The organism is Nocardia harenae NBRC 108248 (assembly GCF_001612885.1).
Taxonomy (GTDB): domain Bacteria; phylum Actinomycetota; class Actinomycetes; order Mycobacteriales; family Mycobacteriaceae; genus Nocardia; species Nocardia harenae.
The window spans coordinates 1-24912 of sequence record NZ_BDBH01000001.1 but is presented as its reverse complement, the minus strand read 5'-3'; the positions used below and the strand labels follow the sequence as shown (position 1 = coordinate 24912).

General features: G+C 70.7%; 24 protein-coding genes. 23 read left to right on the top strand and 1 reads right to left on the bottom strand.

All coding sequences use genetic code 11. The features are described 5' to 3' along the window. Nucleotides 1-52 precede the first annotated feature (52 nt). The 6 genes from argS (at nucleotide 53) to rho (ending at nucleotide 9151) form a co-directional block, all read left to right on the top strand. Nucleotides 53-1711: an arginine--tRNA ligase gene (gene argS / locus NH2_RS00120; protein ID WP_067646247.1), complete on the top strand. Its 1659-nt coding sequence runs from the start codon at nucleotides 53-55 to the stop codon at nucleotides 1709-1711. A 46-nt stretch (nucleotides 1712-1757) separates the two neighbouring features. Then, the gene (gene lysA, locus NH2_RS00115; protein WP_067646244.1) at nucleotides 1758-3176 is read left to right on the top strand and encodes a diaminopimelate decarboxylase; all 1419 of its coding nucleotides are present in this window, start codon (nucleotides 1758-1760) and stop codon (nucleotides 3174-3176) included. 67 nt (nucleotides 3177-3243) lie between these two features. After that, entirely contained in the window at nucleotides 3244-4593 is a 1350-nt protein-coding gene (locus NH2_RS00110) for a homoserine dehydrogenase (protein ID WP_067646241.1), read from the top strand. Next, nucleotides 4590-5684: a threonine synthase gene (gene thrC / locus NH2_RS00105; protein WP_067646238.1), complete on the top strand. Its 1095-nt coding sequence runs from the start codon at nucleotides 4590-4592 to the stop codon at nucleotides 5682-5684. The genes NH2_RS00110 and thrC overlap by 4 nt, the downstream gene beginning before the upstream one ends. Before the next feature lie 26 nt (nucleotides 5685-5710). Further along, nucleotides 5711-6643: a homoserine kinase gene (gene thrB, locus NH2_RS00100; RefSeq protein WP_067647528.1), complete on the top strand. Its 933-nt coding sequence runs from the start codon at nucleotides 5711-5713 to the stop codon at nucleotides 6641-6643. 450 nt (nucleotides 6644-7093) lie between these two features. Further along, nucleotides 7094-9151 carry a transcription termination factor Rho gene (gene rho, locus NH2_RS00095; protein WP_218021645.1) on the top strand — a complete coding sequence of 686 codons (2058 nt, stop codon included), beginning with the start codon at nucleotides 7094-7096 and terminating at the stop codon, nucleotides 9149-9151. A gap of 87 nt (nucleotides 9152-9238) precedes the next feature. Here the strand turns inward: rho and NH2_RS29135 are convergent, their stop codons facing one another. Continuing rightward, nucleotides 9239-9607 carry a hypothetical protein gene (locus NH2_RS29135; RefSeq protein ID WP_067646233.1) on the bottom strand — a complete coding sequence of 123 codons (369 nt, stop codon included), beginning with the start codon at nucleotides 9605-9607 and terminating at the stop codon, nucleotides 9239-9241. Nucleotides 9608-9860: 253 nt separating this feature from the next. On the opposite strand from NH2_RS29135, the gene rpmE reads away from it, so the two are divergent. The 17 genes from rpmE to murA all read left to right on the top strand — a co-directional run bounded on the left by rpmE (nucleotide 9861) and on the right by murA (nucleotide 24720). Then, on the top strand, nucleotides 9861-10097 hold the full coding sequence (gene rpmE / locus NH2_RS00085; protein WP_067646230.1) for a 50S ribosomal protein L31: 237 nt from the start codon (nucleotides 9861-9863) through the stop codon (nucleotides 10095-10097). Nucleotides 10098-10178: 81 nt separating this feature from the next. Continuing rightward, nucleotides 10179-11249, top strand: a complete 1071-nt coding sequence (gene prfA / locus NH2_RS00080; protein ID WP_067646227.1) for a peptide chain release factor 1 — start codon at nucleotides 10179-10181, stop codon at nucleotides 11247-11249. Between the two features lie 252 nt (nucleotides 11250-11501). After that, nucleotides 11502-12362, top strand: coding sequence for a peptide chain release factor N(5)-glutamine methyltransferase (prmC, locus tag NH2_RS00075; RefSeq protein WP_067647525.1), 861 nt, complete (start codon nucleotides 11502-11504; stop codon nucleotides 12360-12362). Between the two features lie 33 nt (nucleotides 12363-12395). Beyond that, nucleotides 12396-13061, top strand: a complete 666-nt coding sequence (locus NH2_RS00070) for an L-threonylcarbamoyladenylate synthase (protein ID WP_067646224.1) — start codon at nucleotides 12396-12398, stop codon at nucleotides 13059-13061. Between the two features lie 20 nt (nucleotides 13062-13081). Further along, a complete protein-coding gene (locus NH2_RS00065; RefSeq protein WP_067646221.1) occupies nucleotides 13082-14221 on the top strand; it encodes an MraY family glycosyltransferase in 1140 nt (379 codons plus the stop codon). Nucleotides 14222-14287: 66 nt separating this feature from the next. After that, nucleotides 14288-14704: a Cg1360 family ATP-synthase-associated protein gene (locus NH2_RS00060; RefSeq protein ID WP_169811437.1), complete on the top strand. Its 417-nt coding sequence runs from the start codon at nucleotides 14288-14290 to the stop codon at nucleotides 14702-14704. A gap of 237 nt (nucleotides 14705-14941) precedes the next feature. Further along, nucleotides 14942-15790 carry a F0F1 ATP synthase subunit A gene (gene atpB / locus NH2_RS00055; protein ID WP_084505095.1) on the top strand — a complete coding sequence of 283 codons (849 nt, stop codon included), beginning with the start codon at nucleotides 14942-14944 and terminating at the stop codon, nucleotides 15788-15790. Nucleotides 15791-15865: 75 nt separating this feature from the next. After that, complete coding sequence (locus NH2_RS00050) at nucleotides 15866-16117, top strand: ATP synthase F0 subunit C (protein ID WP_067646214.1); 252 nt, start codon at nucleotides 15866-15868, stop codon at nucleotides 16115-16117. A 5-nt stretch (nucleotides 16118-16122) separates the two neighbouring features. Continuing rightward, complete coding sequence (locus NH2_RS00045) at nucleotides 16123-16683, top strand: F0F1 ATP synthase subunit B (protein WP_067646211.1); 561 nt, start codon at nucleotides 16123-16125, stop codon at nucleotides 16681-16683. 19 nt (nucleotides 16684-16702) lie between these two features. After that, nucleotides 16703-17512 (top strand): F0F1 ATP synthase subunit delta, encoded by an 810-nt coding sequence (locus NH2_RS00040; RefSeq protein WP_067646208.1) that lies wholly within the window; start codon nucleotides 16703-16705, stop codon nucleotides 17510-17512. Between the two features lie 55 nt (nucleotides 17513-17567). After that, a complete protein-coding gene (gene atpA / locus NH2_RS00035) occupies nucleotides 17568-19205 on the top strand; it encodes a F0F1 ATP synthase subunit alpha (RefSeq protein ID WP_067646205.1) in 1638 nt (545 codons plus the stop codon). A gap of 42 nt (nucleotides 19206-19247) precedes the next feature. Then, nucleotides 19248-20222, top strand: coding sequence for a F0F1 ATP synthase subunit gamma (locus NH2_RS00030; protein ID WP_067646202.1), 975 nt, complete (start codon nucleotides 19248-19250; stop codon nucleotides 20220-20222). A gap of 30 nt (nucleotides 20223-20252) precedes the next feature. Further along, on the top strand, nucleotides 20253-21701 hold the full coding sequence (atpD, locus tag NH2_RS00025) for a F0F1 ATP synthase subunit beta (protein WP_067646199.1): 1449 nt from the start codon (nucleotides 20253-20255) through the stop codon (nucleotides 21699-21701). A 5-nt stretch (nucleotides 21702-21706) separates the two neighbouring features. Continuing rightward, the gene (locus NH2_RS00020; RefSeq protein WP_067646196.1) at nucleotides 21707-22084 is read left to right on the top strand and encodes a F0F1 ATP synthase subunit epsilon; all 378 of its coding nucleotides are present in this window, start codon (nucleotides 21707-21709) and stop codon (nucleotides 22082-22084) included. A gap of 197 nt (nucleotides 22085-22281) precedes the next feature. Beyond that, on the top strand, nucleotides 22282-22704 hold the full coding sequence (locus tag NH2_RS00015; RefSeq protein ID WP_067646193.1) for a DUF2550 domain-containing protein: 423 nt from the start codon (nucleotides 22282-22284) through the stop codon (nucleotides 22702-22704). A gap of 1 nt (nucleotide 22705) precedes the next feature. Next, nucleotides 22706-23341, top strand: a complete 636-nt coding sequence (locus NH2_RS00010; protein WP_084505094.1) for a cob(I)yrinic acid a,c-diamide adenosyltransferase — start codon at nucleotides 22706-22708, stop codon at nucleotides 23339-23341. A 113-nt stretch (nucleotides 23342-23454) separates the two neighbouring features. Then, complete coding sequence (gene murA / locus NH2_RS00005; RefSeq protein WP_067646190.1) at nucleotides 23455-24720, top strand: UDP-N-acetylglucosamine 1-carboxyvinyltransferase; 1266 nt, start codon at nucleotides 23455-23457, stop codon at nucleotides 24718-24720. Nucleotides 24721-24912 lie beyond the last annotated feature (192 nt).

Here is a 24912-nt window from a genome sequence, read left to right as displayed (position 1 = left end):
GCGCGGTGCCCACCTGCGGTGCACACCCGCCGAGACCATAGGATAGAGACTCGTGACTCCAGCTGACCTTGCAGATCTCCTTCGCGGTACCGCGGCGAAGGTGCTCGTCGAACGCGGGCTCGATCCCGCTGTGCTGCCCGACGAGGTCACCGTGGAGCGTCCCCGTAATCCCGACCACGGCGACTATGCCACGAATCTGGCGATGCGCGTCGGGAAGCCGGCCGGGGTAGCCCCCCGCGACCTGGCATCGTGGCTGGCAGAGGCGCTTTCCGCGGCCGACGGGGTGGCGTCGGCCGAGGTCGCCGGGCCGGGCTTCCTGAACATCCGGCTGGCCGCTTCCGCGCAGGGCGCCATCCTCGAGCAGGTGCTCGCCGCGGGTACCGGCTACGGCACCGCGCAGGCCCTCGCCGGCACCAGGATCAACCTGGAGTTCGTCTCCGCGAACCCGACCGGCCCGGTCCATCTCGGTGGCACCCGCTGGGCCGCGGTCGGCGACGCGCTGGGCCGGATCCTGGCCGCGCAGGGCGCCGACGTCACCCGTGAGTACTACTTCAACGACAACGGCGCGCAGATCGACCGCTTCGCGCAGTCCCTGGTCGCCGCCGCCACCGGCGCCCCGACCCCGGAGAACGGCTACGCCGGCGCCTACATCGGCGAGATCGCCGAGCGGATCACCGCCGCGCACCCGGGCGCCGCCGAGCTGCCCGAGCGGGAACGCCTCGAGCTGTTCCGGCGCGAGGGCGTCGAGCTGATGTTCGCGCAGATCAAGCAGGCCCTGCACGACTTCGGCACCGACTTCGACGTCTACTTCAACGAGTCCTCGCTCTTCGCCTCCGGGGCGGTGGAGCGCGCGGTGCAGACGCTGAAGAACTCCGGCGACCTGTACGAGAAGGACGGCGCCTGGTGGATCGCCAGCTCCGCGTACGGCGACGACCAGGACCGCGTGGTCATCAAGAGCGACGGCACCTCCGCCTACATCGCCGGCGATATCGCGTACTTCCAGGACAAGCGGGCCCGCGGCTTCGACCTGTGCATCTACATGCTCGGCGCGGACCACCACGGCTACATCGGCAGGCTGAAGGCGGCCGCGGCGGCGTTCGGCGACGACCCGGCCACCGTCGAGGTGCTGATCGGCCAGATGGTGAACCTGGTGCGCGACGGCCAGGCCGTGAAGATGAGCAAGCGGGCGGGCACCGTCGTCACCCTCGACGACCTGGTCGAGGCGATCGGCGTCGACGCCGCCAGGTACTCGCTGGTGCGCAGCTCGGTGAACTCCAGCATCGATATCGACCTGAACCTGTGGACCAGCCAGAGCACCGAGAACCCGGTGTACTACGTGCAGTACGCACACGCCCGCACCGCCTCGATCGGGCGCAACGCGGCGGAGTTCGGCTTCGACGCGGTCGCGCCCGACCTGGCGCTGCTCGCCGCCGACGAGGAGGGCGAGCTGATCCGCACCCTCGGCGAGTTTCCCCGGGTGCTCGGCGCCGCGGCCGGGCTGCGCGAGCCGCACCGCGTCGCCCGCTACCTGGAGGAGCTGGCCGGCGCCTACCACCGGTTCCAGACCAACAAGACCCTGCGGGTGCTCCCGCTCGGTGACGAGCCGGTCTCGCCGACCAACGCGGCGCGGCTCGTGCTGGTGAACGCGACCAGGCAGGTGCTCGCCAACGGCCTCGGGCTGCTCGGCGTCACCGCACCGGAGCGGATGTGAGCACCCCCATCGCCGGCGCGCACCGCGCGGCCAGGAAGGACCAACGATGAGCGCCCACCCCGCCGGGCCACGGCACGCCGCCGAGATCCCGAACTCGCCGAACCTGCCGGAGCGCCCGGCCGCCGCGAGCGCCATGATCGACCTGCCGGAGCACGTCTGGCCGCGCAACGCCGAGCGCGGCGCGGACGGCGTCGTCACTCTCGCCGGGGTCCGGGTGGACGCGCTGGCCCGGGAATTCGGCACCCCGCTCTTCGTGGTGGACGAGGACGACTTCCGCTCCCGCTGCCGCGACATGGTGCGCGCCTTCGGCCCGGACGCGCGGGTGCACTACGCCTCCAAGGCGTTCCTCTGCGGCGAGATCGCGCGCTGGATCCGGGACGAGGGGCTCTCGCTCGACGTCTGCTCCGGCGGCGAGCTGGCCATCGCGCTGCACGCGGGCTTCCCGGCGCACCGGATCGCGTTGCACGGCAACAACAAATCCGTCGCCGAGCTGGAGCAGGCGGTCGCCGCCGGGGTCGGGCACGTGGTGGTCGACTCGCTGATCGAGATCGAGCGGCTGGATGCGGCCGCCGGCCGCGCGGGCACCGTGCAGGACGTGCTGGTCCGGGTCACCGTCGGCGTGGAGGCGCACACCCACGAGTACATCTCGACCGCGCACGAGGACCAGAAGTTCGGCTTCTCGATCGCCGGCGGCGACGCCATGGAGGCGCTGGCCCTGGTCTTCGAGGCGGACAACCTGCGGCTGGTCGGGCTGCACAGCCACATCGGCTCGCAGATCTTCGAGATCGACGGCTTCGAGATCGCCGCGCGCCGCATGCTCGGGCTGCTCAGGGACGCGGTGGACAAGTTCGGCGCCGAGCGCACCGCGCAGATCGCGACGCTCGACCTCGGCGGCGGCCTCGGCATCTCCTACCTGCCGACCGACAACCCGCCGCCGCTGCCGGAGTTCGCGGCCAAGCTGCGCGAGCTGGTGGTGGCCGAGGCGGCACGCGCCGGGCTCGCGGTGCCCACCATCGCGGTGGAGCCGGGCCGCGCCATCGCCGGGCCGGGCACCGTCACGCTCTACGAGGTCGGGACGATCAAGGACGTCTCGCTGGAGGGCGGGCAGCGCAGGCGCTACGTGAGTGTGGACGGCGGCATGAGCGACAATATCCGCCCCGCGCTCTACCAGGCCGATTACGACTGCCGGCTGGTCTCGCGCTCCTCCGAGGCGCCCGCGGTGGTCGCCCGGGTGGTCGGAAAGCACTGCGAGAGCGGCGATATCGTCATCCGCGACACCTGGATGCCCGCCGACGCGGGCCCCGGCGACCTGGTGGCCGTCGCCGCCACCGGCGCCTACTGCTACTCGATGTCCAGCCGGTACAACCAGCTGACCCGGCCCGCCGTCGTCGCCGTGCGCGACGGCGAAGCGCGGCTGGTGCTGCGCCGCGAGACCATCGCGGACCTGCTCTCGCTGGAGGTCTGATGACGCGCGTCCGCGCATCCCGCGCCCCGGCGCGGGGTGCCCGGCGCATCAATACGGAGGTGGAAGCATGACCGGAGTCCCGCAGGGTGGGTGGGGGCCCGATCGGCCGATCGGGGTGGCCGTGCTCGGTATGGGCAATGTCGGCACGGAGGTGGTGCGCATCCTGCGCGACCACGCCGACGACCTGCGCGCCAGGGTCGGCGCGCCGGTGGTGCTGCGCGGCGTCGCGGTGCGCAGCACCAGGGACCGCGGTATCCCCGCGGAGCTGCTCACCACCGACCCCGACGAGCTGGTCGGGCGGGACGACGTGGACGTGGTGGTCGAGGTGATCGGCGGAATCGACCCGCCGCGCCGGCTCATCCTGGCCGCGCTGAACGCGGGCAAGTCGGTGGTCACCGCGAACAAGGCGCTGCTCGCCGACTACACCGGCGAACTCGCCGCCGCCGCCGAGCGCAGCCGCGCCGACCTCTACTTCGAGGCCGCGGTGGCGGGCGCCATCCCGGTGGTGCGGCCGCTCATCCAGTCGCTCGCGGGCGACCGGGTGAACCGCGTGGTCGGCATCGTGAACGGCACCACCAACTTCATCCTCTCCGCCATGGACGAGACCGGCGCCGACTACTCGGCCACGCTGGCCGAGGCCACCCGGCTCGGCTACGCCGAGGCCGACCCGACCGCGGACGTCGAGGGGTACGACGCCGCGGCCAAGGCCGCCATCCTGGCCACGCTCGCCTTCCACACCCGGGTCACCGCCGCGGACGTGTATCGGGAGGGCATCTCCCGGATCACCGCCGAGGATCTGGAGACCGCCTCCGCGGTGCACTGCACCGTCAAACTGCTTGCCATCTGCGAGCGGGTGCCGGAGGCGCCGGGCGAGCCCGCGCCCGCCGACGGCGGCAAGGAGCGGGTCTCGGTGCGGGTCTACCCGGCGCTCATCCCGCGCAAGCACCCGCTGGCCACCGTGAGCGGCGCCTTCAACGCGGTAGTGGTCGAGGCCGAGGCCGCGGGGCGGCTGATGTTCTACGGCCAGGGCGCGGGCGGCGCGCCGACCGCGTCGGCGGTGCTCGGCGACCTGGTCATGGCGGCCAGGAACAAGTTCTACGGCGGTCGCGCGCCCGGCGAATCGGTTTATGCTGAGCTACCGATCGCGCCGATCGGCGACACGCCGACCCGATACCACGTGAACCTGCAGGTCGAAGACCGGCCGGGGGTCCTGGAGAAGGTCGCGGGCGAATTCGCCGCGCACGGGGTGAGCATCTCGACGGTCCGTCAGGGCGGGCACGGCGAGGGCGCGCGCCTGGTCGTCGTCACCCACCACGCGGTGGAGTCGGCGCTCGCGGATACCGTCGCCGCACTCGCGGAGATGGAATCCGTCACATCAGTCACCAGCGTCCTGAGATTGGAAGGCACCGAGGAATGAGTACGACTGGCGTCGCGCCGCAGGCAGGGGTGCACTCCCGCTGGCCCGGCCTGATCGCCGCCTACCGCGACCGGCTCGCGGGCGCGGCCGACTGGGAGCCGGTCACCCTGCTGGAGGGCGGCACCCCGCTGGTGCCCGCTCCGCACCTCTCCGAGCTCACCGGGTGCGAGGTGTACCTGAAGGTCGAGGGCGCCAACCCGACCGGCTCGTTCAAGGACCGCGGCATGACCATGGCCATGACCGATGCCAAGTACCGCGGGCAGCGGGCGGTGCTCTGCGCCTCCACCGGCAATACCTCCGCCTCGGCCGCCGCCTACGCCACCAGGGCCGGGCTGCACTGCGCGGTGCTGATCCCGCAGGGCAAGATCGCCATGGGCAAGCTGGCCCAGGCCGTCATGCTCGGCGCGAAGATCATCCAGGTGCAGGGCAACTTCGACGACTGCCTGGAGCTGGCCCGCAAGGTGACCTCGGAGTTCCCCGAGGTCGGGCTGGTGAACTCGGTGAACCCGGCGCGGATCGAGGGGCAGAAGACCGCCGCCTTCGAGATCTGCGACGTGCTCGGCCGGGCACCCGACGTGCACGCGCTCCCGGTCGGCAACGCGGGCAATATCACCGCCTACTGGCGCGGGTACCGGGAGTACTACGCCGACGGCGTCACCGCCGGGCTGCCGCGCATGCTCGGCGTGCAGGCCGCCGGCGCGGCGCCGCTGGTCCACGGTGCCCCGGTGCAGGACCCGGAGACCATCGCCACCGCCATCCGGATCGGCGCGCCCGCCTCCTGGAACAGCGCGGTGGAGGCCAAGGAGCAGTCCGGCGGCGCGTTCAGGGCCGCCACCGACGACGAGATCCTGGCGGCGTACCGGCTGGTGGCGGCGCACGAGGGCGTCTTCGTCGAGCCCGCCTCCGCGGCCGGCGTCGCCGGGCTGCTCGCGGCCCGCGCCGAGGGCTGGCTGGAGCCGGGGCTCACCGTGGTCTGCACGGTCACCGGCAACGGCCTCAAGGACCCGGACACCGCGCTCTCCGGCATGCCGGAGGTGCAGGCCATCCCGGTCGACCCGATCCGGGTCGCGGCCGAACTCGAGCTGGCCTGACCGTGACCCCGCGCGACAGCCAGGTGCTGACCGGAGCCCTGCCCGCCGAGCTCACGGCGACCGCCCGGGTACCGGCCTCCACCGCCAACCTCGGCCCCGGCTTCGACTCGCTCGGCATGGCGCTCGGCATCTACGACGAGATCGAGGTGCGCACAACGGCTACCGGGCTGAGCGTCCGGGTCGAGGGCGAGGGCGCCGATGACGTGCCGTGGGGCCCTTCGCATCTCGTCGTCCGCGCGATCGAGCGCGGGCTGGCGGCGGCCGGGGTCTGGGCGGACGGCCTCGACGTGGTGTGCCGCAATGCCATTCCGCACTCCCGCGGCCTCGGCTCCTCGGCCTCCGCGGTGGTCGGCGGGCTGGCGGCGGGGTGCGCGCTGGCGGCCCGGTTCGACCCGGCCCTCGCGGTGAGCCCGGACCGGCTGGTGCAGCTGGCCTCGGAGTTCGAGGGCCACCCGGACAATGCCGCGGCCAGCGTGCTCGGCGGCATCGTGGTCTCCTGGACGGAATCGGCCGAGGTCGGGGCGGCCGCGCGGACGTACCGCGCGGTGCGGCTGGAGCCGCACGCCACGCTGCGCCCGGTGGTGCTCATCCCGCAGGAGCGCTCGTCCACCGCGCACACCCGCGGGCTGCTGCCCGAGACGGTGCCGCACGGCGACGCCGCCTTCAATGTGAGCAGGGCGGCGCTCGCCGTCGTCGCGCTCACTCAGCGCCCCGACCTGCTGCTGCCCGCCACCGCGGACCGGCTGCACCAGGGGCAGCGGGCGCCGGCGCTCCCGCTCACGACGGCCTGGATCGCGCGGTTGCGGGAGGCCGGGATCGCGGCGACCGTCTCCGGCGCGGGCCCCACCGTCCTTGCCCTCACGACCAGCGGATTCCCCGAGGAACTGCGCGAGCTCGCGGCTGCCGACGGGCTGCGGGTGCTGGAGCCGGGCATAGCCGAGGGAGTGCTGGCCGGCTGACGGCGAGTCCGTCTTGCCGAGTTTCACACCGGCCAGCTATCCTGGTGATGTCCGTACATCGTGCGCATCAGACGCCGGTGCTTCATCAGGGCAATCGCTCCAGCGGGCTCCGGCCTCGAACCTCCACTCCATGGAGGTGCTGCGCAGCCGCTGCAACTGGAATGATCTCTCCCACCTTTCACCATCGGTGGCGCCCCCGATGATCGAGCCGCCGGTCCGGCGGGCAGGCGATACGGCACAATCCCGGCTCGGCACAGTGCCCGGGCTGCGGAACGGACCCTCGAATCAGCACACGGCACTCGAGGGAAGGAAAGGATTTCCGTGACAGATACGGACCTGCTCGCGACACCCGGGGTGGAATCCAACCCACGTTCCCCGGGCGGCCGCGAAAGTGACTCCGGGCAGACATTGAGCGAGAACACCGACGTCGCACGATCGGGGCTGACTGGAATGTTGTTGCCGCAGTTGCGCGCGCTGGCCGGGGAGCTCGGTATCCGAGGCACCTCAGGCATGCGCAAGGGGGATCTGATCGCCGCCATCAAGGCGAATCAGGCCGGTGGCTCCGCTCCGGCGCCGAAGGCCGAGAAGCCCGCCCGCGGCGAGAAGCCGGCCAAGTCCGAGAAGACGGAGGCCGAGGCGCCCGCGGAGCCGCGCCGGAGCCGCGCCGCCAAGGCCGTGCAGGCGACGCTCGATGTCGCCCCGGCCCAGGCCGCGCCCGCCACGGACGCGCCGCGGGATGCCGCGCCGAAGGCGGCGCAGGGCGAGCCCGCGCCGAGCGCGGCGGCGGGGAACACCGCGCCCGCGGCGGACGCCGGGAAGACCGACGCGCCGCGGGGCGACGCCCCCAGGAACGACGCGTCGCGGGGCGACGCCCCCAAGAACGACGCGCAGGGGAACGACGCTCCCAGGAGCGACGCCAACCGGAACGACGCCAACCGCAATGGCGACGGCTCCGACGCCAGGAACGCCGACGGCGACAACTCCGGTGACGACTCCGGCCGGGATAGCGGCCAGCGCGGCCGCGGCAGGCAGCGGCGCGGCCGCGACCAGGCCCGCTCCGGCGGCGACGCGCAGGGCGATCCCCGCGGCAACAGCGGCGATTCCGACGGCGACCAGGGCGAGCGCAGGCAGCGCAACCAGGGCCAGAACGGCCGCAACGACAACCGTGGCGGTGACAACCGCGGCAATGATCGCGGCGGCGACAACCGTGGCGGCGATCGCGGCAACGACAGCCGCGGCGGCGACGACGACGAGGGCCGCGGCGGCAGGCGCGGCAGGCGCTTCCGCGAGCGGCGGCGCGGCCGTGACCGCGACGGCGGCACCGGCGTCGGCGACGCCCGCGAGCCGGAGCTCCGCGACGACGACGTGCTGCAGCCGGTCGCAGGGATCCTGGACGTGCTGGACAACTACGCCTTCGTCCGCACCTCCGGGTACCTGGCCGGGCCGAACGACGTCTACGTCTCGATGAACCTGGTGCGCAAGAACGGCCTGCGCCGCGGTGACGCCATCACCGGCGCGGTGCGCGCCCCGCGCGACGGCGAGCAGGGCAACCAGCGGCAGAAGTTCGACCCGCTGGTCCGGCTGGACACCGTCAACGGCGGCGACGTCGACGCGGCCAAGCGCCGCCCCGAGTTCGGCAAGCTGACCCCGCTCTACCCGAACCAGCGGCTCCGGCTGGAGACCCAGCCGAACAAGCTGACCACCCGCGTGATCGACCTGATCATGCCGATCGGCAAGGGCCAGCGCGCGCTCATCGTGTCGCCGCCGAAGGCGGGCAAGACCACGATCATGCAGGACATCGCCAATGCGATCGCGACCAACAACCCGGAGTGCTACCTCATGGTGGTCCTGGTCGACGAGCGTCCGGAAGAGGTCACCGACATGCAGCGCACGGTGCGCGGCGAGGTGATCGCCTCCACGTTCGACCGGCCGCCGGGGGATCACACCTCGGTTGCCGAGCTCGCCATCGAGCGGGCGAAGCGGCTGGTCGAGATGGGCAAGGACGTCGTCGTCCTGCTCGATTCGATCACCCGGCTCGGGCGGGCGTACAACAACTCCTCGCCGGCGTCGGGCCGCATCCTCTCCGGCGGTATCGACTCGACCGCGCTGTACCCGCCGAAGCGATTCCTCGGCGCGGCTCGGAACATCGAAAACGGCGGCTCGCTGACCATCATCGCCACCGCGATGGTCGAGACCGGTTCCACCGGCGACACGGTGATCTTCGAAGAGTTCAAGGGAACGGGTAACGCCGACCTCAAGCTCGACCGCAAGATCGCGGAGCGGCGGGTGTTCCCGGCCGTGGACGTGAATCCGTCCGGTACCAGGAAGGAAGACCTGTTCCTCAGCCCGGACGAGGCCGCGGTGCTGCACAAGCTGCGTCGCGTACTCTCCGGCCTGGACTCGCACCAGGCGATCGATCTGCTGATCGACCGGCTGAAGAAGAGCAAGAACAACCTGGAATTCCTGATGCAGGTCTCCAAGACCGCGCCGGGGGCGCTGGACGAATGAGCGCACGCGGCGGGCCGGACCCCGGCCCGCCGCGCCGCTTCACACCGCCCGTCCGAGGAAGTTCGACAGCGCAGGGATATTCGACGGTCAACAAGCCCCTGCGAAAATCGGATCGGCTCGGTGTTCGCTTCCGTGGAAAAATTCGCGGAGGTGCAGGCAGTGTTCAAGCAACGCGTCCGCTGTCCTGCCGCGTAGCACTGCCACATTCCGCCCCCTCCGACCGCGGTCCGCGGGCAGCGGGGCGAAGAAGAGCGCACCGACGAGGGCGGCGCCGACGATGAGGAACCCGATGATCAGCGCGGCCGGGTGGCCCGCCCCTGCGGCGGCGCCCGGCGAGTCCGCGGCGGTGGTGACAAGGGCCGTGCCGGGCGCCGCGGGCGGGCGGGGCAGCAGCGCGCCTGCGGCGGCGAGGACGGCGAGCAGCGAGAGAACGAGGGCAGCACCACGTACGGTCACGGCCCCTCCTTCGGTGTCGGCGGCTGACGTCGCCGTTCGACCGTAGGCCCCGGCTCGCGCCGAAGTCCCGAGTAGCGCACTACCCGACCGGCGGGAATGAACTGCCGAGCGGAGGCGTTTTGGGAGCGTAACGGCTGCTCTGGCATACTGAACGGCTGTTGCGCCTGCTCGCTCGAGCAGGGCTCCCGCCTAGTCGGTTCCGGTTCACGTCCACGCCAGTGGGCGACCCGGCGACCATTTCGAGAGGACACCCATGAAGGCAGGAATCCACCCCACCTACGTCGACACCACCGTCGTCTGCGGTTGCGGTAACACCTTCCAGACCAAGAGCACCAAGGAGTCGGGGCAGATCACCGTCGAGGTCTGCTCGCAGTGCCACCCCTTCTACACCGGCAAGCAGAAGATCCTCGACACCGGTGGTCGCGTGGCCCGCTTCGAGGCCCGCTACGGCAAGCGCGCAGGCAAGAAGGCCGACGCCGACGCCAAGTAGCGTTCCCGCCGACGCCCGGTCCTGCGCGAGCAGGCCGGGCGTCGGTGCTTTGTGGGCACCCGAACCGACGAAGGAAGCACCGTGACGCAACCGTCCGCGATCGACGACATCCTGGCCGAGCACGCGGGGCTGGAGACGCAGCTCGCCGATCCGGCGCTGCACAGCGACCCGGGCGCCGCCCGCCGGGTCGGCAAGCGCTTCGCCGAGCTGGCGCCGGTCATGAGCACCTACCGCAAGCTGGCCGCCACCCGCGACGACCTCGCGGCCGCCGAGGAGCTGGCCGCCGACGACGCCTCCTTCGCCGCCGAGGTGCCCGAGCTGCGCGCCCAGGTGGAGGAGCTGGAGCGCACCCTCGCCGACCTGCTCGCCCCGCGCGACCCGCACGACGGCGACGACGTGGTGCTCGAACTCAAGTCGGGGGAGGGCGGCGAGGAGTCCGCGCTCTTCGCCTCCGACCTGGCCCGGATGTACCTGCGCTACGCCGAGCGGCACGGCTGGCGGGTCGAGATGCTCGATGCCACCCCGTCCGACCTGGGCGGATACAAGGACGCCACGCTCTCCATCAAGAGCCGCGACCCGGCACGCGACGGCGTGTGGTCGCGGCTCAAGTTCGAGGGCGGGGTGCACCGGGTGCAGCGGGTGCCGGTCACCGAGTCGCAGGGCCGGATCCACACCTCGGCCGCCGGGGTGCTGATCTACCCGGAGCCGGACGAGGTCGAGCAGGTGCAGATCGACGAGTCCGACCTGCGGGTCGACGTCTACCGCTCGTCCGGCAAGGGCGGCCAGGGCGTCAACACCACCGACTCCGCGGTCCGCCTCACCCACCTGCCCACCGGCATCGTGGTGACCTGCCAGAACGAGCGCTCGCAGCTGCAGAACAAGGCGCGGGCCATGCAGGTGCTGGCGGCCCGGCTGCAGGCGCTGGCCGAGGAGCAGGCGGAGCAGGAATCCGCCGCCGGGCGGGCGGCGCAGATCCGCACGGTCGACCGCTCCGAGCGGATCCGCACCTACAACTTCCCGGAGAACCGGATCACCGATCACCGCATCGGCTTCAAGGCGCACAATCTGGACGCCGTCCTCGACGGGGAGCTGGACGCCGTCCTGGACGCCCTCGGGAAGGCGGATCGCGAAGCGCGCATGGCGGCGGAGTAACCGCGGCGCCGCGGGCCTGTCGCGCTCCGCGCGGCAGCGTCCCTCGCGACGCGGCGTGACTGCTCGCGCCGAGGTGCCGCCCCTTGTGACGGGCGCGGCTCTTGCGCCGGAGGCGCGCCTGTCGAGGTGCGGCGCGCTCCCTCGGGGCTGGGCGCGGCCTCGGCGGGGTCGTGGCCCCCGACGGGCGCGCCCCTCGCCCCAGGTGCCGCCCCGGTTTAGGGGTGTCGAGCCGGGGTGCGGCAGAGTGACGCCGTGAGCCGCCTTCCCCTCCGCCCCGAGATCCAGGCCGCTGCTGAGCGCCTCGCCGACACCGGTGTGCCGAGCCCGCGCGCGGATGCCGAGCAGTTGGCCGCGCACGTGCTCGAGGTCGAGCGCTCCCGGCTGCTGCTCGCCCCGCTGCTCGAACCCGAGCAGGTCGAGCGTTACCGCGCGCTGGTCGAACAGCGTGCGCGGCGCATTCCGCTGCAACACCTCACCGGCACCGCACCGATGGGCCGGATAGACCTGGCCGTCGGCCCCGGCGTCTTCGTCCCGCGCCCGGAGACCGAACTCCTCTTCGCCTGGGCCCTCGCCCACCTGGAGTCCGTGCACGCCCCGCTCGTCGTCGACCTCTGCACCGGCTCGGGAGCGCTCGCGCTCGCCATCGCCAACGCCCGCCCGGACGCCGCCGTGCACGCCGTCGAGCTGGACCCCGCCGCGCTCACCTGGGCCCGGCGCAACGCCGACGCCCGCGCCGCCGCGGGCGACACGCCGATCACCCTGTACGCGGGCGATGTCACCGCCGCCGACACCCTCGCCGAGCTGAACGGCCGCGTCGACCTCCTGGTCGCCAACCCGCCCTACGTCCCGGCCGCCGCCGAGCTCGATCCCGAAGTGGCCGAACACGATCCACCGCAGGCGCTGTTCGGCGGCGCCGACGGCCTGGACGTCATCCGGGCCATGCTGCCCAGCATCACCCGCCTGCTCCGCGCAGGCGCCCCGGCCGGCGTCGAGCACGACGACTCGCACGGCGCCCAGGTCGCGCGGCTCTTCACCGCCGCCGGGTACACCGCGACCACCGAGCACCGCGACCTCGCGGACCGCCCCCGCTTCGTCACCGCCACCCGTGGCTGAGCCGGGCGAACCCCGCGTGACAGGATGGGGCCCGTGAGTACCGTCTACGACTGCGCGGATCCCGATTCGCGCGCGGCCGGACTGACCGCCGCCACCAGCGCGCTGAAATCCGGCCGCCTGGTGGTGCTGCCGACCGACACGCTCTACGGCCTCGCCGCCGACGCCTTCGACTCCTCGGCCGTCGCCGCGCTGCTCGCCGCCAAGCGGCGCGGGCGCGACATGCCGGTGCCGGTGCTGGTGGGCTCCTGGAACACCATCGACGGCCTGGTCTTCTCGGTCCGCCCGCAGGCTCGTGAGCTGATCCAGGCATTCTGGCCGGGCGGGCTCAGCCTGGTGGTGGAGCAGGCGCCCTCGCTGGCCTGGGATCTCGGCGACACCCGTGGCACCGTCATGCTGCGGATGCCGCTGCACCCGGTGGCGCTGGAGTTGCTGCGCGAGGTCGGGCCGCTCGCGGTCTCCAGCGCGAACGTCTCCGGGCAGCCGCCGGCCACCACCGCCGCGCAGGCCCGCGAGCAGCTCGGCGAGCTGGTCGGGGTGTACCTGGACGGCGGCCCGGCCGAGCACGCGGTGGCCTCCACCATCGTCGACCTGACCGCCGACCAGCCGCGCGTGCTGCGCGAGGGCGCCGTCTCCGCGGCCGATATCGCCGAGGTGCTCGGCATGTCGCCGGAGGCGCTGAGCAGCCCCGTCTCCCGGTAGCCGGGGGTTCGATCTCACCGATGATCGGTTCGGGCGCTGTTGTCCCCCTGCGCGAGCTCGTGCTCGTGCTGCTCGTCTCCGCCACCGTCACCTTCCTGGCCACCGGCGGCATCCGGGTGCTGGCGATCGCCTTCGGCGCGGTCGCCGTCCCGCGCGACCGCGACGTGCACGTCAAGCCGATCCCGCGGATGGGCGGCGTCGGCATGTACGTCGGCGTCGTCGCCGCGGTGCTCTTCGCGCATCAATTGCCCGCGCTGCGCCGCGGTTTCGATTACGCCCCCGACATCCCCGCGGTGCTGGTCGCGGCGACCATCATCGTCGCCGTCGGCATCGTGGACGACCGCTGGGGGCTGGACGCGCTGACGAAGTTCGCGGGTCAGGTCACCGCCGCGGGGGTGATGGCCGTGATGGGGCTGAGCTGGTACGTCGTCTACAACCCGTTCGGCAACACCACCGTGGTGCTGGACGCGCTGCAGGGCGGGCTGGTCACCGTCGCGGTCAGCGTCACCCTGATCAACGCCATGAACTTCGTGGACGGGCTGGACGGCCTCGCCGCCGGGCTCGGGCTGATCTGCGCCGTTGCGGTCTTCGTCTTCTCCGTCGGGCTGCTCTACGAGCAGGGCGGCGACGTGAACACCTACCCGCCCGCGCTGCTCGCGGCGGCACTGGCCGGTGGCTGTCTCGGCTTCCTTCCGCACAATTTCCAGCCCGCTCGGATCTTCATGGGCGACTCCGGCTCCATGCTGATCGGGCTCATGCTGGCCGCCGTCTCCACCGGCGCCTCCGGCCGGATCCCGCTCACCGGGTACGGCCCGCGCGACTTCGTCGGCCTGCTCTCGCCGCTGCTGCTGGTCGGCGCGGTGATGTTCATCCCGGTGCTGGACCTGCTGCTCGCCATCGTGCGCCGGGTGCGCGCCGGGGTCAGTTTCTCCACCCCGGACAAGATGCACCTGCACCACCGGTTGCTGCAGATCGGCCACTCGCACCGGCGCGTCGTGCTGCTCATCTACCTGTGGGTCGGCGTGCTCGCCTTCGGCGCCGTCGGCACCTCCCTGATGGACCGCCGCCTCGTGGTGCTGCTGATGGCGGGCGGGCTGGTGTTCGCGCTGGTCGTGACGGCCGTGCCCGGGGTCAGGCAGCGCCAGCGGACCGAGCACTGAACCGCCTTCGGTAGAGTCGCCCCCGTGACTTCCGCGCCCCGCACCGAATCAGGTCCCGACGCGCCGATGCGCGCCGCGCTGCGGTACGGGGTGATCGGCCTCGGCGTACTGCTGGTGGCCTCGGTGGCGCTGGCCACCGCGGTGGCAGGCACCGCGGGGCTCTGGGGCGCCCTGCTCGGCTCGGCCATCGGCGGCGGCTTCATCCTCGCCACCGCGGCCATGGTGCTCTTCACCGGCAAGCTGGCGCCGAGCACCGCCCAGCTGGTGATCCTGGCGAGCTGGGCCGGGAAGCTGCTGCTCGCCCTTGTCGTGGTCGGCGTGCTGCGCCGTTTCGATTTCTTCGACCCGGTCGCGCTGTTCTTGACCGTGGTCGCCGCATTGCTCATCGTGCTCGGCGCCGAGACCTACGGCGTGCTCAGCCAGAAGGTCCCGTACGTCGATCCACCGACCGAAAACGCCAGCGAAACCGCTGGTCAAAGCTGAATACGCCCCACCTACACACTGTCGTAGACAACTTGGTAAAGTAAGAGTAAGCAAGCGGCCGCGCGGGTGGATCCGAAAGGTCCCGAACCGGACGCTATGCTTACTGCCGTACCGGGCCGGGAGGCCTCGGTTCTGCATGTCGACGAATGTCGCCGACACACGTACAGACGCCAACGCGGAATCCCGCCCAGCTGCTGACGACCTCGCGCCGACCTGAGTCGACCACCCTGATCGTCAATGTCCGATCGAACCGCGGATACGAGAGAACCCGCGGCCCGAACACGGGAGAGAACGCTGAGCGTCACCACTTTGGCCGCGGAATTCCACGCGCCATCGCTAACCGACTTCTTCCCTCCGGCGCTGCTGTTCGAGGGAACCCCGTTCGAACTCGATCGTTTGATGCTCGTCCGGCTGCTGATGACGGCGGTGCTGGTCGCGTTCTTCCTGCTGGCCTTCCGCAGCCCGCGGCTGGTGCCGCGTGGCCTGCAGAATATCGGCGAGACCGCGGTGGTCTTCGTGAAGGAGCAGATCGCCGACGAAGTGCTCGGGAAGGAAACCGGCCGCCGATTCCTGCCGCTCATCGCGACCATCTTCTTCACGGTTCTCTTCCTGAACTTCTCCGGCATCATCCCGGGGCTGAACATCTCCTCGAACGCCCGCATCGGAATGCCGCTGGTGCTGGCCGCGATCGCGTACATCACCTTCAACTACGTGGGCATCAAGAAGTACGGCTTCCTGAAGTACATGCGGAGCAGCATCGTGGTGCCGAACGTCCCGCCCGCGCTGCACCTGCTGCTGATTCCGATCGAATTCGTCTCGACGTTCATCCTGCGGCCGTTCACGCTCACCGTCCGGCTCATGGCCAACATGCTGGCCGGGCACATCATGCTGGTGCTCTTCTTCAGCGCCACCTGGTACTTCCTGTTCGACGCCACGGCGTGGATGAAGGTGTTCTCGCCCTTCTCGCTGCTCGCGGGAATCGGGTTCACCCTGTTCGAGCTGCTGGTCGTCTTCCTGCAGGCCTACGTGTTCGCGCTGCTGACCGCGGTGTACATCAGCCTCGCGCAGCACGCCGACTCTCACTGACCGCATACCGCATACCGCATACCTGCTGCACCCAGCCGACCGGCGGGTGAGCAACAGAAAGGGAATGGAAGACTCATGAGCCTCTCGTACCTGGCCCAGGAAGCTGCCACCAACACCGAATCGACGATCAGCGGACTCGGCGCCGTCGGTTACGGTCTGGCCGCCATCGGCCCGGGCATCGGCGTCGGCATTGTCGTCGGTAAGGCGATCGAGGGCATCGCCCGCCAGCCCGAGCTGCAGGGCACCATTCGGACCAACATGTTCCTCGGCATCGCGTTCACCGAGGCGCTGGCCCTGATCGGCCTCGTCGCCGGCTTCATCTTCTGATTCCGATGAATGCCTACGCCGTATTCGCAGCGACCGAGGGCGAGGATGTGAATCCGCTCCTCCCCGAGACCTACGACATCGTCTGGTCGATCGTCTGCGTCGTCATCATCGGGTTCGTCTTCTACAAGTACGTGATCCCGCGCCTGACCAAGGTGCTCGACGAGCGCTCGGACAAGATCGAGGGCGGCATCGCGCGCGCCGAGGCCGCGCAGGAAGAGGCCAAGCAGACGCTGCAGCAGTACCAGCAGCAGCTGACCGACGCCCGCACCGACGCCGCGCGCATCCGCGAGGAGGCGCGCACCCAGGGTCAGCAGATCCTCGCGCAGCTGCGCGCGGAAGCCCAGGCCGAGAGCGACCGCATCGTCGCCTCCGGTCACGCCCAGCTGGAGGCCCAGCGCCAGCAGATCCTCACCGAGCTGCGCTCCGAGGTCGGCCGGACCGCCGTCGACTTGGCCGAGAAGATCATCGGTCAGTCGGTGTCGGACGAGGCCAAGCAGGCCGCCTCGATCGACCGGTTCCTGAACGAGCTCGACCAGTCGGATGCCGGCATCGGGGTCGGAAGGTAGCGACGCGAAAGTGAGAAGCATGTACGCAGCGAGCCGAGAGGCCAGCTCCCGGTCCCGGGAGGCGCTTCGGGCCGCTCTGACCGGAAGCGACAGCGCAGCCGCCACCACGGGGTCGGAACTGTTCGCCGTTGTCTCCGTGCTGGACGACCAGCGTTCGCTGCGTGTGGCGCTCGCGGACGTGTCGGTGCCGGGCTCGGCGCGGGCCGAGCTCAGCGAGCGGGTCTTCGGCGGCAAGGTCAGCCCCGCCACCCTCGCGGTGCTGACCACCGCCGTCGCCCAGCACTGGTCGCGCACCTCCGACCTGATCGACACCCTGGTCCTGCTCGGCCAGGAGGCGTTGCTCGCCTCCGCGTCGGACAGTTCCCGGCTGGACGCGGTCGAGGACGAGCTGTTCCGGCTCGGCCGGATCATCGCCGACAACCCGGAGCTGGAGCAGGCACTCTCCGACCGGAGCAAGCCCGCCGATGGCAAGCGCGCGCTGCTCGACCGGCTGCTCTCCGGCAAGACCGAGAGCATCACCCTGACCCTCGCGGAGCAGGTGGTCTCCCGGCAGCGCGGATCGCTCGGCGCGGCCTTCGACGACCTGTCGTCGCTGGCGGCGGCGCGTCGCGAGCAGATCGTCGCCCACGTGCGCGCGGCGGTCGAGCTGACCGAGCAGCAGCGCGACCGGCTCGCCGGTTCGCTGCAGCGCATCTACGGCAAGCCGGTCACGGTGCACGTCGAGGTCGACCGGAGCTTGCTGAGCGGCCTGACCGTGCGCATCGGCGACGACGTGATCGACGGCAGTGCCACCGGCCGACTGGAGCGGCTGCGCCGGGCGCTGGCCTAGCCGGTTCAGGGCGCGCCCACCCCCCGACATTCGAGACAGCGAGAGCAGGAAGAACATGGCGGAGCTGACGATCTCCACCGACGAGATCCGTAGCGCGATCGAGAGCTACACCCAGAGCTACACCCCCGAGACCTCCATCGAAGAAGTAGGTGTCGTCACCGACACCAGCGACGGCATCGCGCATGTCAGCGGCCTGCCCTCGGCGATGTCGAACGAGCTGCTCGAGTTCCCCGGCGGCGTGCTCGGCGTGGCGCTGAACCTGGAGGACCGCGAGATCGGTGCGGTCATCCTCGGTGAGTACGCGAACATCGAGGAGGGCCAGCAGGTCCGGCGCACCGGCAACGTGCTCTCGGTCCCGGTCGGCGACAAGTTCCTCGGCCGCGTGGTCAACCCGCTCGGCCAGCCCATCGACGGCCTCGGCGACATCGAGTCCGACGAGCAGCGCGTGCTGGAGTTGCAGGCGGCGTCCGTGCTGGAGCGCCAGCCGGTCGAGGAGCCGCTGGCCACCGGCATCACCGCCATCGATGCCCTGACCGCCATCGGCCGCGGCCAGCGCCAGCTGATCATCGGCGACCGCAAGACCGGCAAGACCGCGGTCGCGATCGACGCCATCCTGAACCAGAAGGCGAACTGGGAGACCGGCGACCCGGCCAAGCAGGTCCGCTGCATCTACGTCGCGATCGGCCAGAAGGGCTCCACCATCGCGGGCGTGAAGACCGCCCTCGAGGAGCACGGCGCGCTGGAGTACACCACCATCGTGGCGGCCCCCGCCTCCGACTCGGCCGGCTTCAAGTGGCTGGCCCCGTACACCGGCTCGGCCATCGGCCAGCACTGGATGTACCAGGGCAAGCACGTCCTGATCGTCTTCGACGACCTGACCAAGCAGGCCGAGGCCTACCGCGCCATCTCGCTGCTGCTGCGCCGCCCGCCGGGCCGCGAGGCGTACCCGGGCGACGTCTTCTACCTGCACTCCCGGCTGCTGGAGCGCTGCGCCAAGCTCTCCGACGAGATGGGCGCGGGCTCGATGACCGGTCTCCCGATCATCGAGACCAAGGCCAACGACATCTCGGCCTTCATCCCGACCAACGTCATCTCGATCACCGACGGCCAGGTCTTCCTGGAGTCCGACCTGTTCAACAAGGGCGTCCGCCCCGCGATCAACGTCGGCACCTCGGTCTCCCGCGTCGGTGGCGCGGCCCAGACCAAGGGCATGAAGAAGGTCGCGGGCTCGCTGCGCCTGGAGATGGCCCAGTACCGCGAGCTGGAGGCGTTCTCCGCCTTCGCCTCCGACCTGGACGCCGCCTCGCTGGCCCAGCTGGAGCGCGGTGCGCGCTGGACCGAGCTGCTCAAGCAGGACCAGTACACCCCGGTCGCGGTCGAGGACCAGATCGTCTCGATCTACCTGGTCGACGCCGGCTACTACGACTCGGTGCCGGTGGCGGACGTCCGCCGCTTCACCCGGGATCTGCTGGCCGACCTGCACAGCAGCGCGCCCGAGGCGTTCGAGTCGATCGCAGGCGGCAAGGTGCTGCAGGGCGACGCCGCCGACGCCATCAAGGCCGCGACCGACAACTTCAAGCAGGGCTTCCTCGCCTCCGACGGCAGCCGCGTGGTGAACGAGGCCGACGCGGGCGAGCTCGGGCACGAAGAGGTCGAGTCGCTGTCGGTCACCCGCAAGACGATCGACAAGTGACGGGCAGCCCGACCACGCCGAACGAAGGGAGTGTGATCAGCGATGCCGAGCTTGCGTGAACTGCGCTCCCGCATCCGTGGCGTGAACTCGATCAAGAAGATCACCAAGGCCCAGGAGCTGATCGCGACCTCGCGCATCTCCAAGGCGCAGGCGCGGGTCGCCGCGGCCAAGCCGTACGCCGAGGAGATCACCAAGGTGCTCGGCGAGCTGGCGAGCGCGTCGAAGAACCTGACGCACCCGCTGCTCACCGAGCGGGAGAACCCGCGCCGCGCCGCCATCCTGGTCGTGACCAGCGACAGCGGCATGGCCGGTGGCTACAACTCGAACGTGCTCAAGCGCGCCGAGGAACTCATCACCACGCTGCGCGGCGAGGGCAAGGAGCCGGTGCTGTACGTCATGGGCAACAAGGGCCTGACGTACTACACCTTCCGCAACCGCCCGGTGGTCGCGTTCTGGACCGGGTTCTCGCAGCAGCCGAAGTACACCGATGCCTCGCCCGCGTGCAGGCACCTGGTGGAGGCCTTCATGGCCGGTTCGGCGGGCACCGTTCCCGCGCCGGACGGCACCGGCGACATCGATGGCGTCGACGAGCTGCACATCGTGTACACCCGGTTCGTCTCCATGCTGACGCAGACCCCCGAGGTCCGCAGGCTGGCGCCGATCCAGGTGAGCTTCGTCGACGAGCACATCGAGATGGGCGAGGACAGCCTGAGCGACTCGCCGAACGCCGACCAGGTGACGGCGCAGTACGAGTTCGAGCCCGACGCCGACGTACTGCTGGCGGCGCTGCTGCCGAAGTACGTGAACACGCGTATCTACGCGTCGTTGCTCGACGCAGCGGCATCCGAGTCAGCGGCTCGGCGCACCGCAATGAAGGCCGCCACCGACAATGCCAACGAACTGGCGAGCGTCCTGTCCCGGCAGGCGAACTCGGTGCGTCAGGCCCAGATCACGCAGGAAATCAGCGAGATCGTCGGCGGCGTGAACGCCCTGGCGGCCAGCTCGGACCGCGACTGAGCACATCGACATCAGGAAGAGAACCAACCAATGACCGCAGCTGTCACCCAAGACAACACGAGCCGGACCGGTGCGGCCGCAGGCCGCGTCGTCCGGGTCATCGGCCCCGTCGTGGACGTCGAGTTCCCGCGCGGCGCGATCCCCGAGCTCTTCAACGCGCTGAACGCCGAGATCACCCTGACCGCGGTGGCCAAGACGCTCACGCTCGAGGTCGCGCAGCACCTCGGCGACAACATCGTGCGCACCATCTCGATGGAGCCGACCGACGGCCTGGTCCGCGGCACCACCGTGACCGACTCCGGCAAGCCGATCTCGGTGCCGGTCGGTGACATCGTCAAGGGCCACGTCTTCAACGCGCTCGGCGAGTGCCTGGACAGCCCCGGCCTCGGCCGGGACGGCGAGCAGTGGGGCATCCACCGCAAGCCGCCGAGCTTCGACCAGCTCGAGGGCAAGACCGAGATCCTGGAAACCGGCATCAAGGTCATCGACCTGCTGACCCCGTACGTGAAGGGCGGCAAGATCGGCCTCTTCGGCGGCGCGGGCGTCGGCAAGACCGTGCTCATCCAGGAGATGATCACCCGTATCGCGCGCGAGTTCTCCGGCACCTCGGTGTTCGCCGGCGTCGGCGAGCGCACCCGCGAGGGCACCGATCTCCGCCTGGAGATGGAGGAGATGGGCGTCCTCCAGGACACCGCGCTCGTCTTCGGCCAGATGGACGAGCCGCCGGGCACCCGCATGCGGGTCGCGCTCTCAGCGCTGACCATGGCGGAGTACTTCCGCGACGTGCAGCACCAGGACGTGCTGCTCTTCGTGGACAACATCTTCCGCTTCACCCAGGCCGGCTCCGAGGTCTCCACCCTGCTCGGCCGCATGCCGTCGGCGGTCGGCTACCAGCCGACGCTGGCCGACGAAATGGGCGAGCTGCAGGAGCGGATCACCTCGACCCGCGGCCGCTCGATCACCTCGCTGCAGGCGATCTACGTCCCCGCGGACGACTACACCGACCCCGCGCCTGCCACCACCTTCGCCCACCTGGACGCGACGACCGAGCTCTCCCGCCCGATCTCGCAGAAGGGCATCTACCCCGCCGTCGACCCGCTGACCTCGACGTCGCGGATCCTGGAGGCGTCGATCCTGGGCGAGCGGCACTTCGCGGTGGCCAATGAGGTGAAGCGGATCCTGCAGAAGTACAAGGAGCTGCAGGACATCATCGCCATCCTCGGCATGGACGAGCTCTCCGAGGAGGACAAGGTCCTCGTCGGCCGCGCCCGCCGGCTGGAGAAGTTCCTCGGCCAGAACTTCATCGTGGCCGAGAAGTTCACCGGTCAGCCGGGCTCGGTGGTTCCGCTGGAGCAGACCATCGAGGACTTCGAGCGGGTTACCAAGGGTGAGTTCGACCACCTGCCGGAGCAGGCGTTCAACTCCTGCGGCGGGCTCGACGACGTCGAGGCGGCCGCCAAGCGGATCGCCGGGAAGTAGCGGCAATGGCTGAAATGTCGGTCGATCTGGTCGCGGTCGAGCGCAGGCTCTGGTCCGGCACGGCGTCCTTCGTCAGTGCGCAGACCACCGAGGGCCAGATCGGCATCATGCCCGGCCACGAGCCGCTGCTCGGCCAGCTGGTCGAGGGCGGCACCGTGAGCATCGTGCCCACCGAGGGCGAGCGCATCGTCGCGGCGGTGCACGGCGGCTTCTTCTCGGTGACCGCCAACACGGTCCGCGTGCTCGCCGAGTCGGCCGAGCTCGCGGGCGAGGTCGACGTGGAGGCCGCGCGCAGCGTGCTCTCCGACGCGTCGGCCGCCGAGGACGAGGTGCGGATCGCACAGGGCCGGGTGCGCGCCTACGAGCGCAACGCCGAGGCCTGACCCGCGCAGCGAATATGCCCACTGTCGGCGGCGAGAACTTCTCGCCGCCGACAGCGGCGTTTCGGCGGTTGTGCAGGGGATGTTCGGCTTCCGCCGGGCCACCCGGGATTCCGGCACTTCCGGCTCGTGATTGAATGGCGACGAGGGACCCGCGAATCGGCGGTGCGAGCGAGAGGACCACAGCATTGGGAACCGGGATGATTCTGTTGATCATTCTGGTGCTGCTGCTCGTCTGTCTCGCCCTCGCCTCCACCTATCGCCTGATCATGTTGCGGCGCGGCGGAACCGCCGCGCTGCTGCGTTTGCTGCCCGCGCGCGGCGGCCAGCGCTGGCGGCACGGGCTGATCCGCTACGACGAGGATCGCCTCGTCTTCTACAAACTCACCAGCCTGAAATTCGGGCCGGATTCGGTGATCACCCGGCTGGGCATCGAGATCGGCGAGCGCCGCGGCCCGCGCGGTGACGAGTTCGACATCATGACCGACGACATCGTGGTGATCGCGGTGGCGGACAAGGAGGGCGAGTTCGAGCTGGCGCTGGACCGCAACTCCCTCACCGCCTTCCTCTCCTGGGTGGAGTCGCGCCCGTCGGACCGCTCCCGCCGCATGCAAGGCAGATGACATGAACGTGCACCTCACCCGGATCTACACCCGCACCGGCGACGACGGCAGCACCGGGCTGAGCGATTTCTCCCGGGTCTCCAAGAACGACCCGCGGCTCGCGGCCTACGCCGACTGTGACGAGACCAATGCCGCGCTCGGTGTCGCGCTCGCGCTCGGGGCGCCGCCGCCGGAGCTCGCGGAGGTGCTGCGCGGCATCCAGAACGACCTCTTCGACGCAGGCGCCGACCTCTCCACCCCGGTGGTCGCCGAGCCGAAATACCCGCCGCTGCGGATCACCGAGCCCTACATCGAGCGGTTGGAGCGGTGGTGTGACGAGTTCAATGCCGAACTGGCGCCGCTGAATTCGTTCATCCTGCCGGGCGGGACCCCGCTCGCGGCGCTGCTGCACACCGCGCGTACCGTCGCCCGCCGGGCCGAGCGCTCGGCCTGGGCCGCGATCGAGGCACACCCGGACGACACCTCGGTGCTTCCGGCCAAGTACCTCAACCGGCTCTCGGACTTGCTCTTCATCCTGTCCAGGGTCGCCAACCCGGGCGGCGATGTGCTCTGGCAGCCGGGCGGCGGCCGGGACCGCGGGGCCGGAGCCGCCGACCCGGCGGCGGCGGATACCGCGGCGGACGGCCTTGGCGCCTGAGCCGACCCACCGGGTCGATCCGGATACCGGCAACCTGCGCGTGGAGCCCACCGGCGGCCCGCGTCGCAACTATCCTTGCATCCAACGGTGCGCCGACAATGCGGAGAGGCGGCATGGAACGGTTTCTGGTCACGGGCGGTAATCGCCTGGTCGGCGAGGTCGAGGTGGGGGGCGCGAAGAACAGCGTTCTCAAACTGATGGCAGCCGCCCTGCTCGCCGAGGGCACCACCACCATTACCAATATCCCGGACATCCTCGACGTCCCGCTGATGGCCGACGTGCTCCGCGGCCTCGGCTGCGAGGTGGCGATCGAGGGCTCGTCGGTGGTCATCAACACGCCGGCCGAGCCCAAGTACCACGCCGACTTCCCGGCGGTCACCCAGTTCCGCGCCTCGGTGTGCGTGCTCGGGCCGCTCATGGCGCGGTGCAAGCGGGCGGTGGTCGCGCTGCCGGGCGGCGACGCCATCGGCTCCCGGCCGCTGGACATGCACCAGGCCGGGCTCCGGCTGCTCGGCGCGACCAGCGAGATCGAGCACGGCTGCGTGGTCGCCAGGGCCGACGAGCTGCAGGGCGCCCGCATCCGGCTGGACTTCCCCTCGGTCGGCGCCACCGAGAACATCCTGATGGCAGCGGTGCTCGCCGAGGGCGAGACGGTGCTCGACAATGCCGCCCGCGAGCCGGACATCGTCGACCTCTGCACCATGCTCAGCCGGATGGGCGCGCGGATCAGCGGCGCGGGCACCTCGGTGCTCACCATCCAGGGCGTGAAGCGGCTCGCGCCGACCACGCACCGGGTGATCGGCGACCGCATCGTCGCCGCCACCTGGGGCATCGCCGCCGCGATGACCAAGGGCGACGTCCGGGTGACCGGGGTGAACCCCAAGCACCTCTCCCTGGTGCTGGACAAGCTGCGCTCGGCGGGCTCGCGGATCTCCTTCGAGCCCAACGGCTTCCGCGTGGTGCAGCCGGAACGTCCACGCGCGGTGAATTTCTCGACGCTGCCCTTCCCCGGCTTCCCGACCGACCTGCAGCCCATGGCCATCGGCCTGGCCGCGGTGGCCGACGGCACCTCGATGATCACCGAGAACATCTTCGAGGCACGATTCCGCTTCGTGGAGGAGATGATCCGGCTCGGCGCCGACGCCAGGACCGACGGTCACCACGCCGTGGTGCGCGGAATCCCGCGGCTCTCCAGCGCCCCGGTCTGGTCCTCGGACATCAGGGCGGGCGCCGGGCTGGTGCTGGCCGGGCTGGTCGCCGATGGCACCACCGAGGTGCACGACGTCTTCCACATCGACCGCGGGTACCCCCGGTTCGTCGAGCAGTTGCAGGAGCTCGGTGGCGCAGTGCAGCGCGTAGCCGTTGAAAAACGTTCCTGACCAGGCGATTTGACATCGCACAGCGAGCGACGTAACTTTTAACCCGTCAGAGCGACACGGACACCGACCCGGGAGACCGGGACACGAGGTTGGACGGTTGAGCGCCTGACGGATTTGGATCCTTGCTCTCGATGAGTTAAGCTGATCCAACTGCCTCACTGAAACTCCGGAGAAAATCTGGCGCGAAGGTGT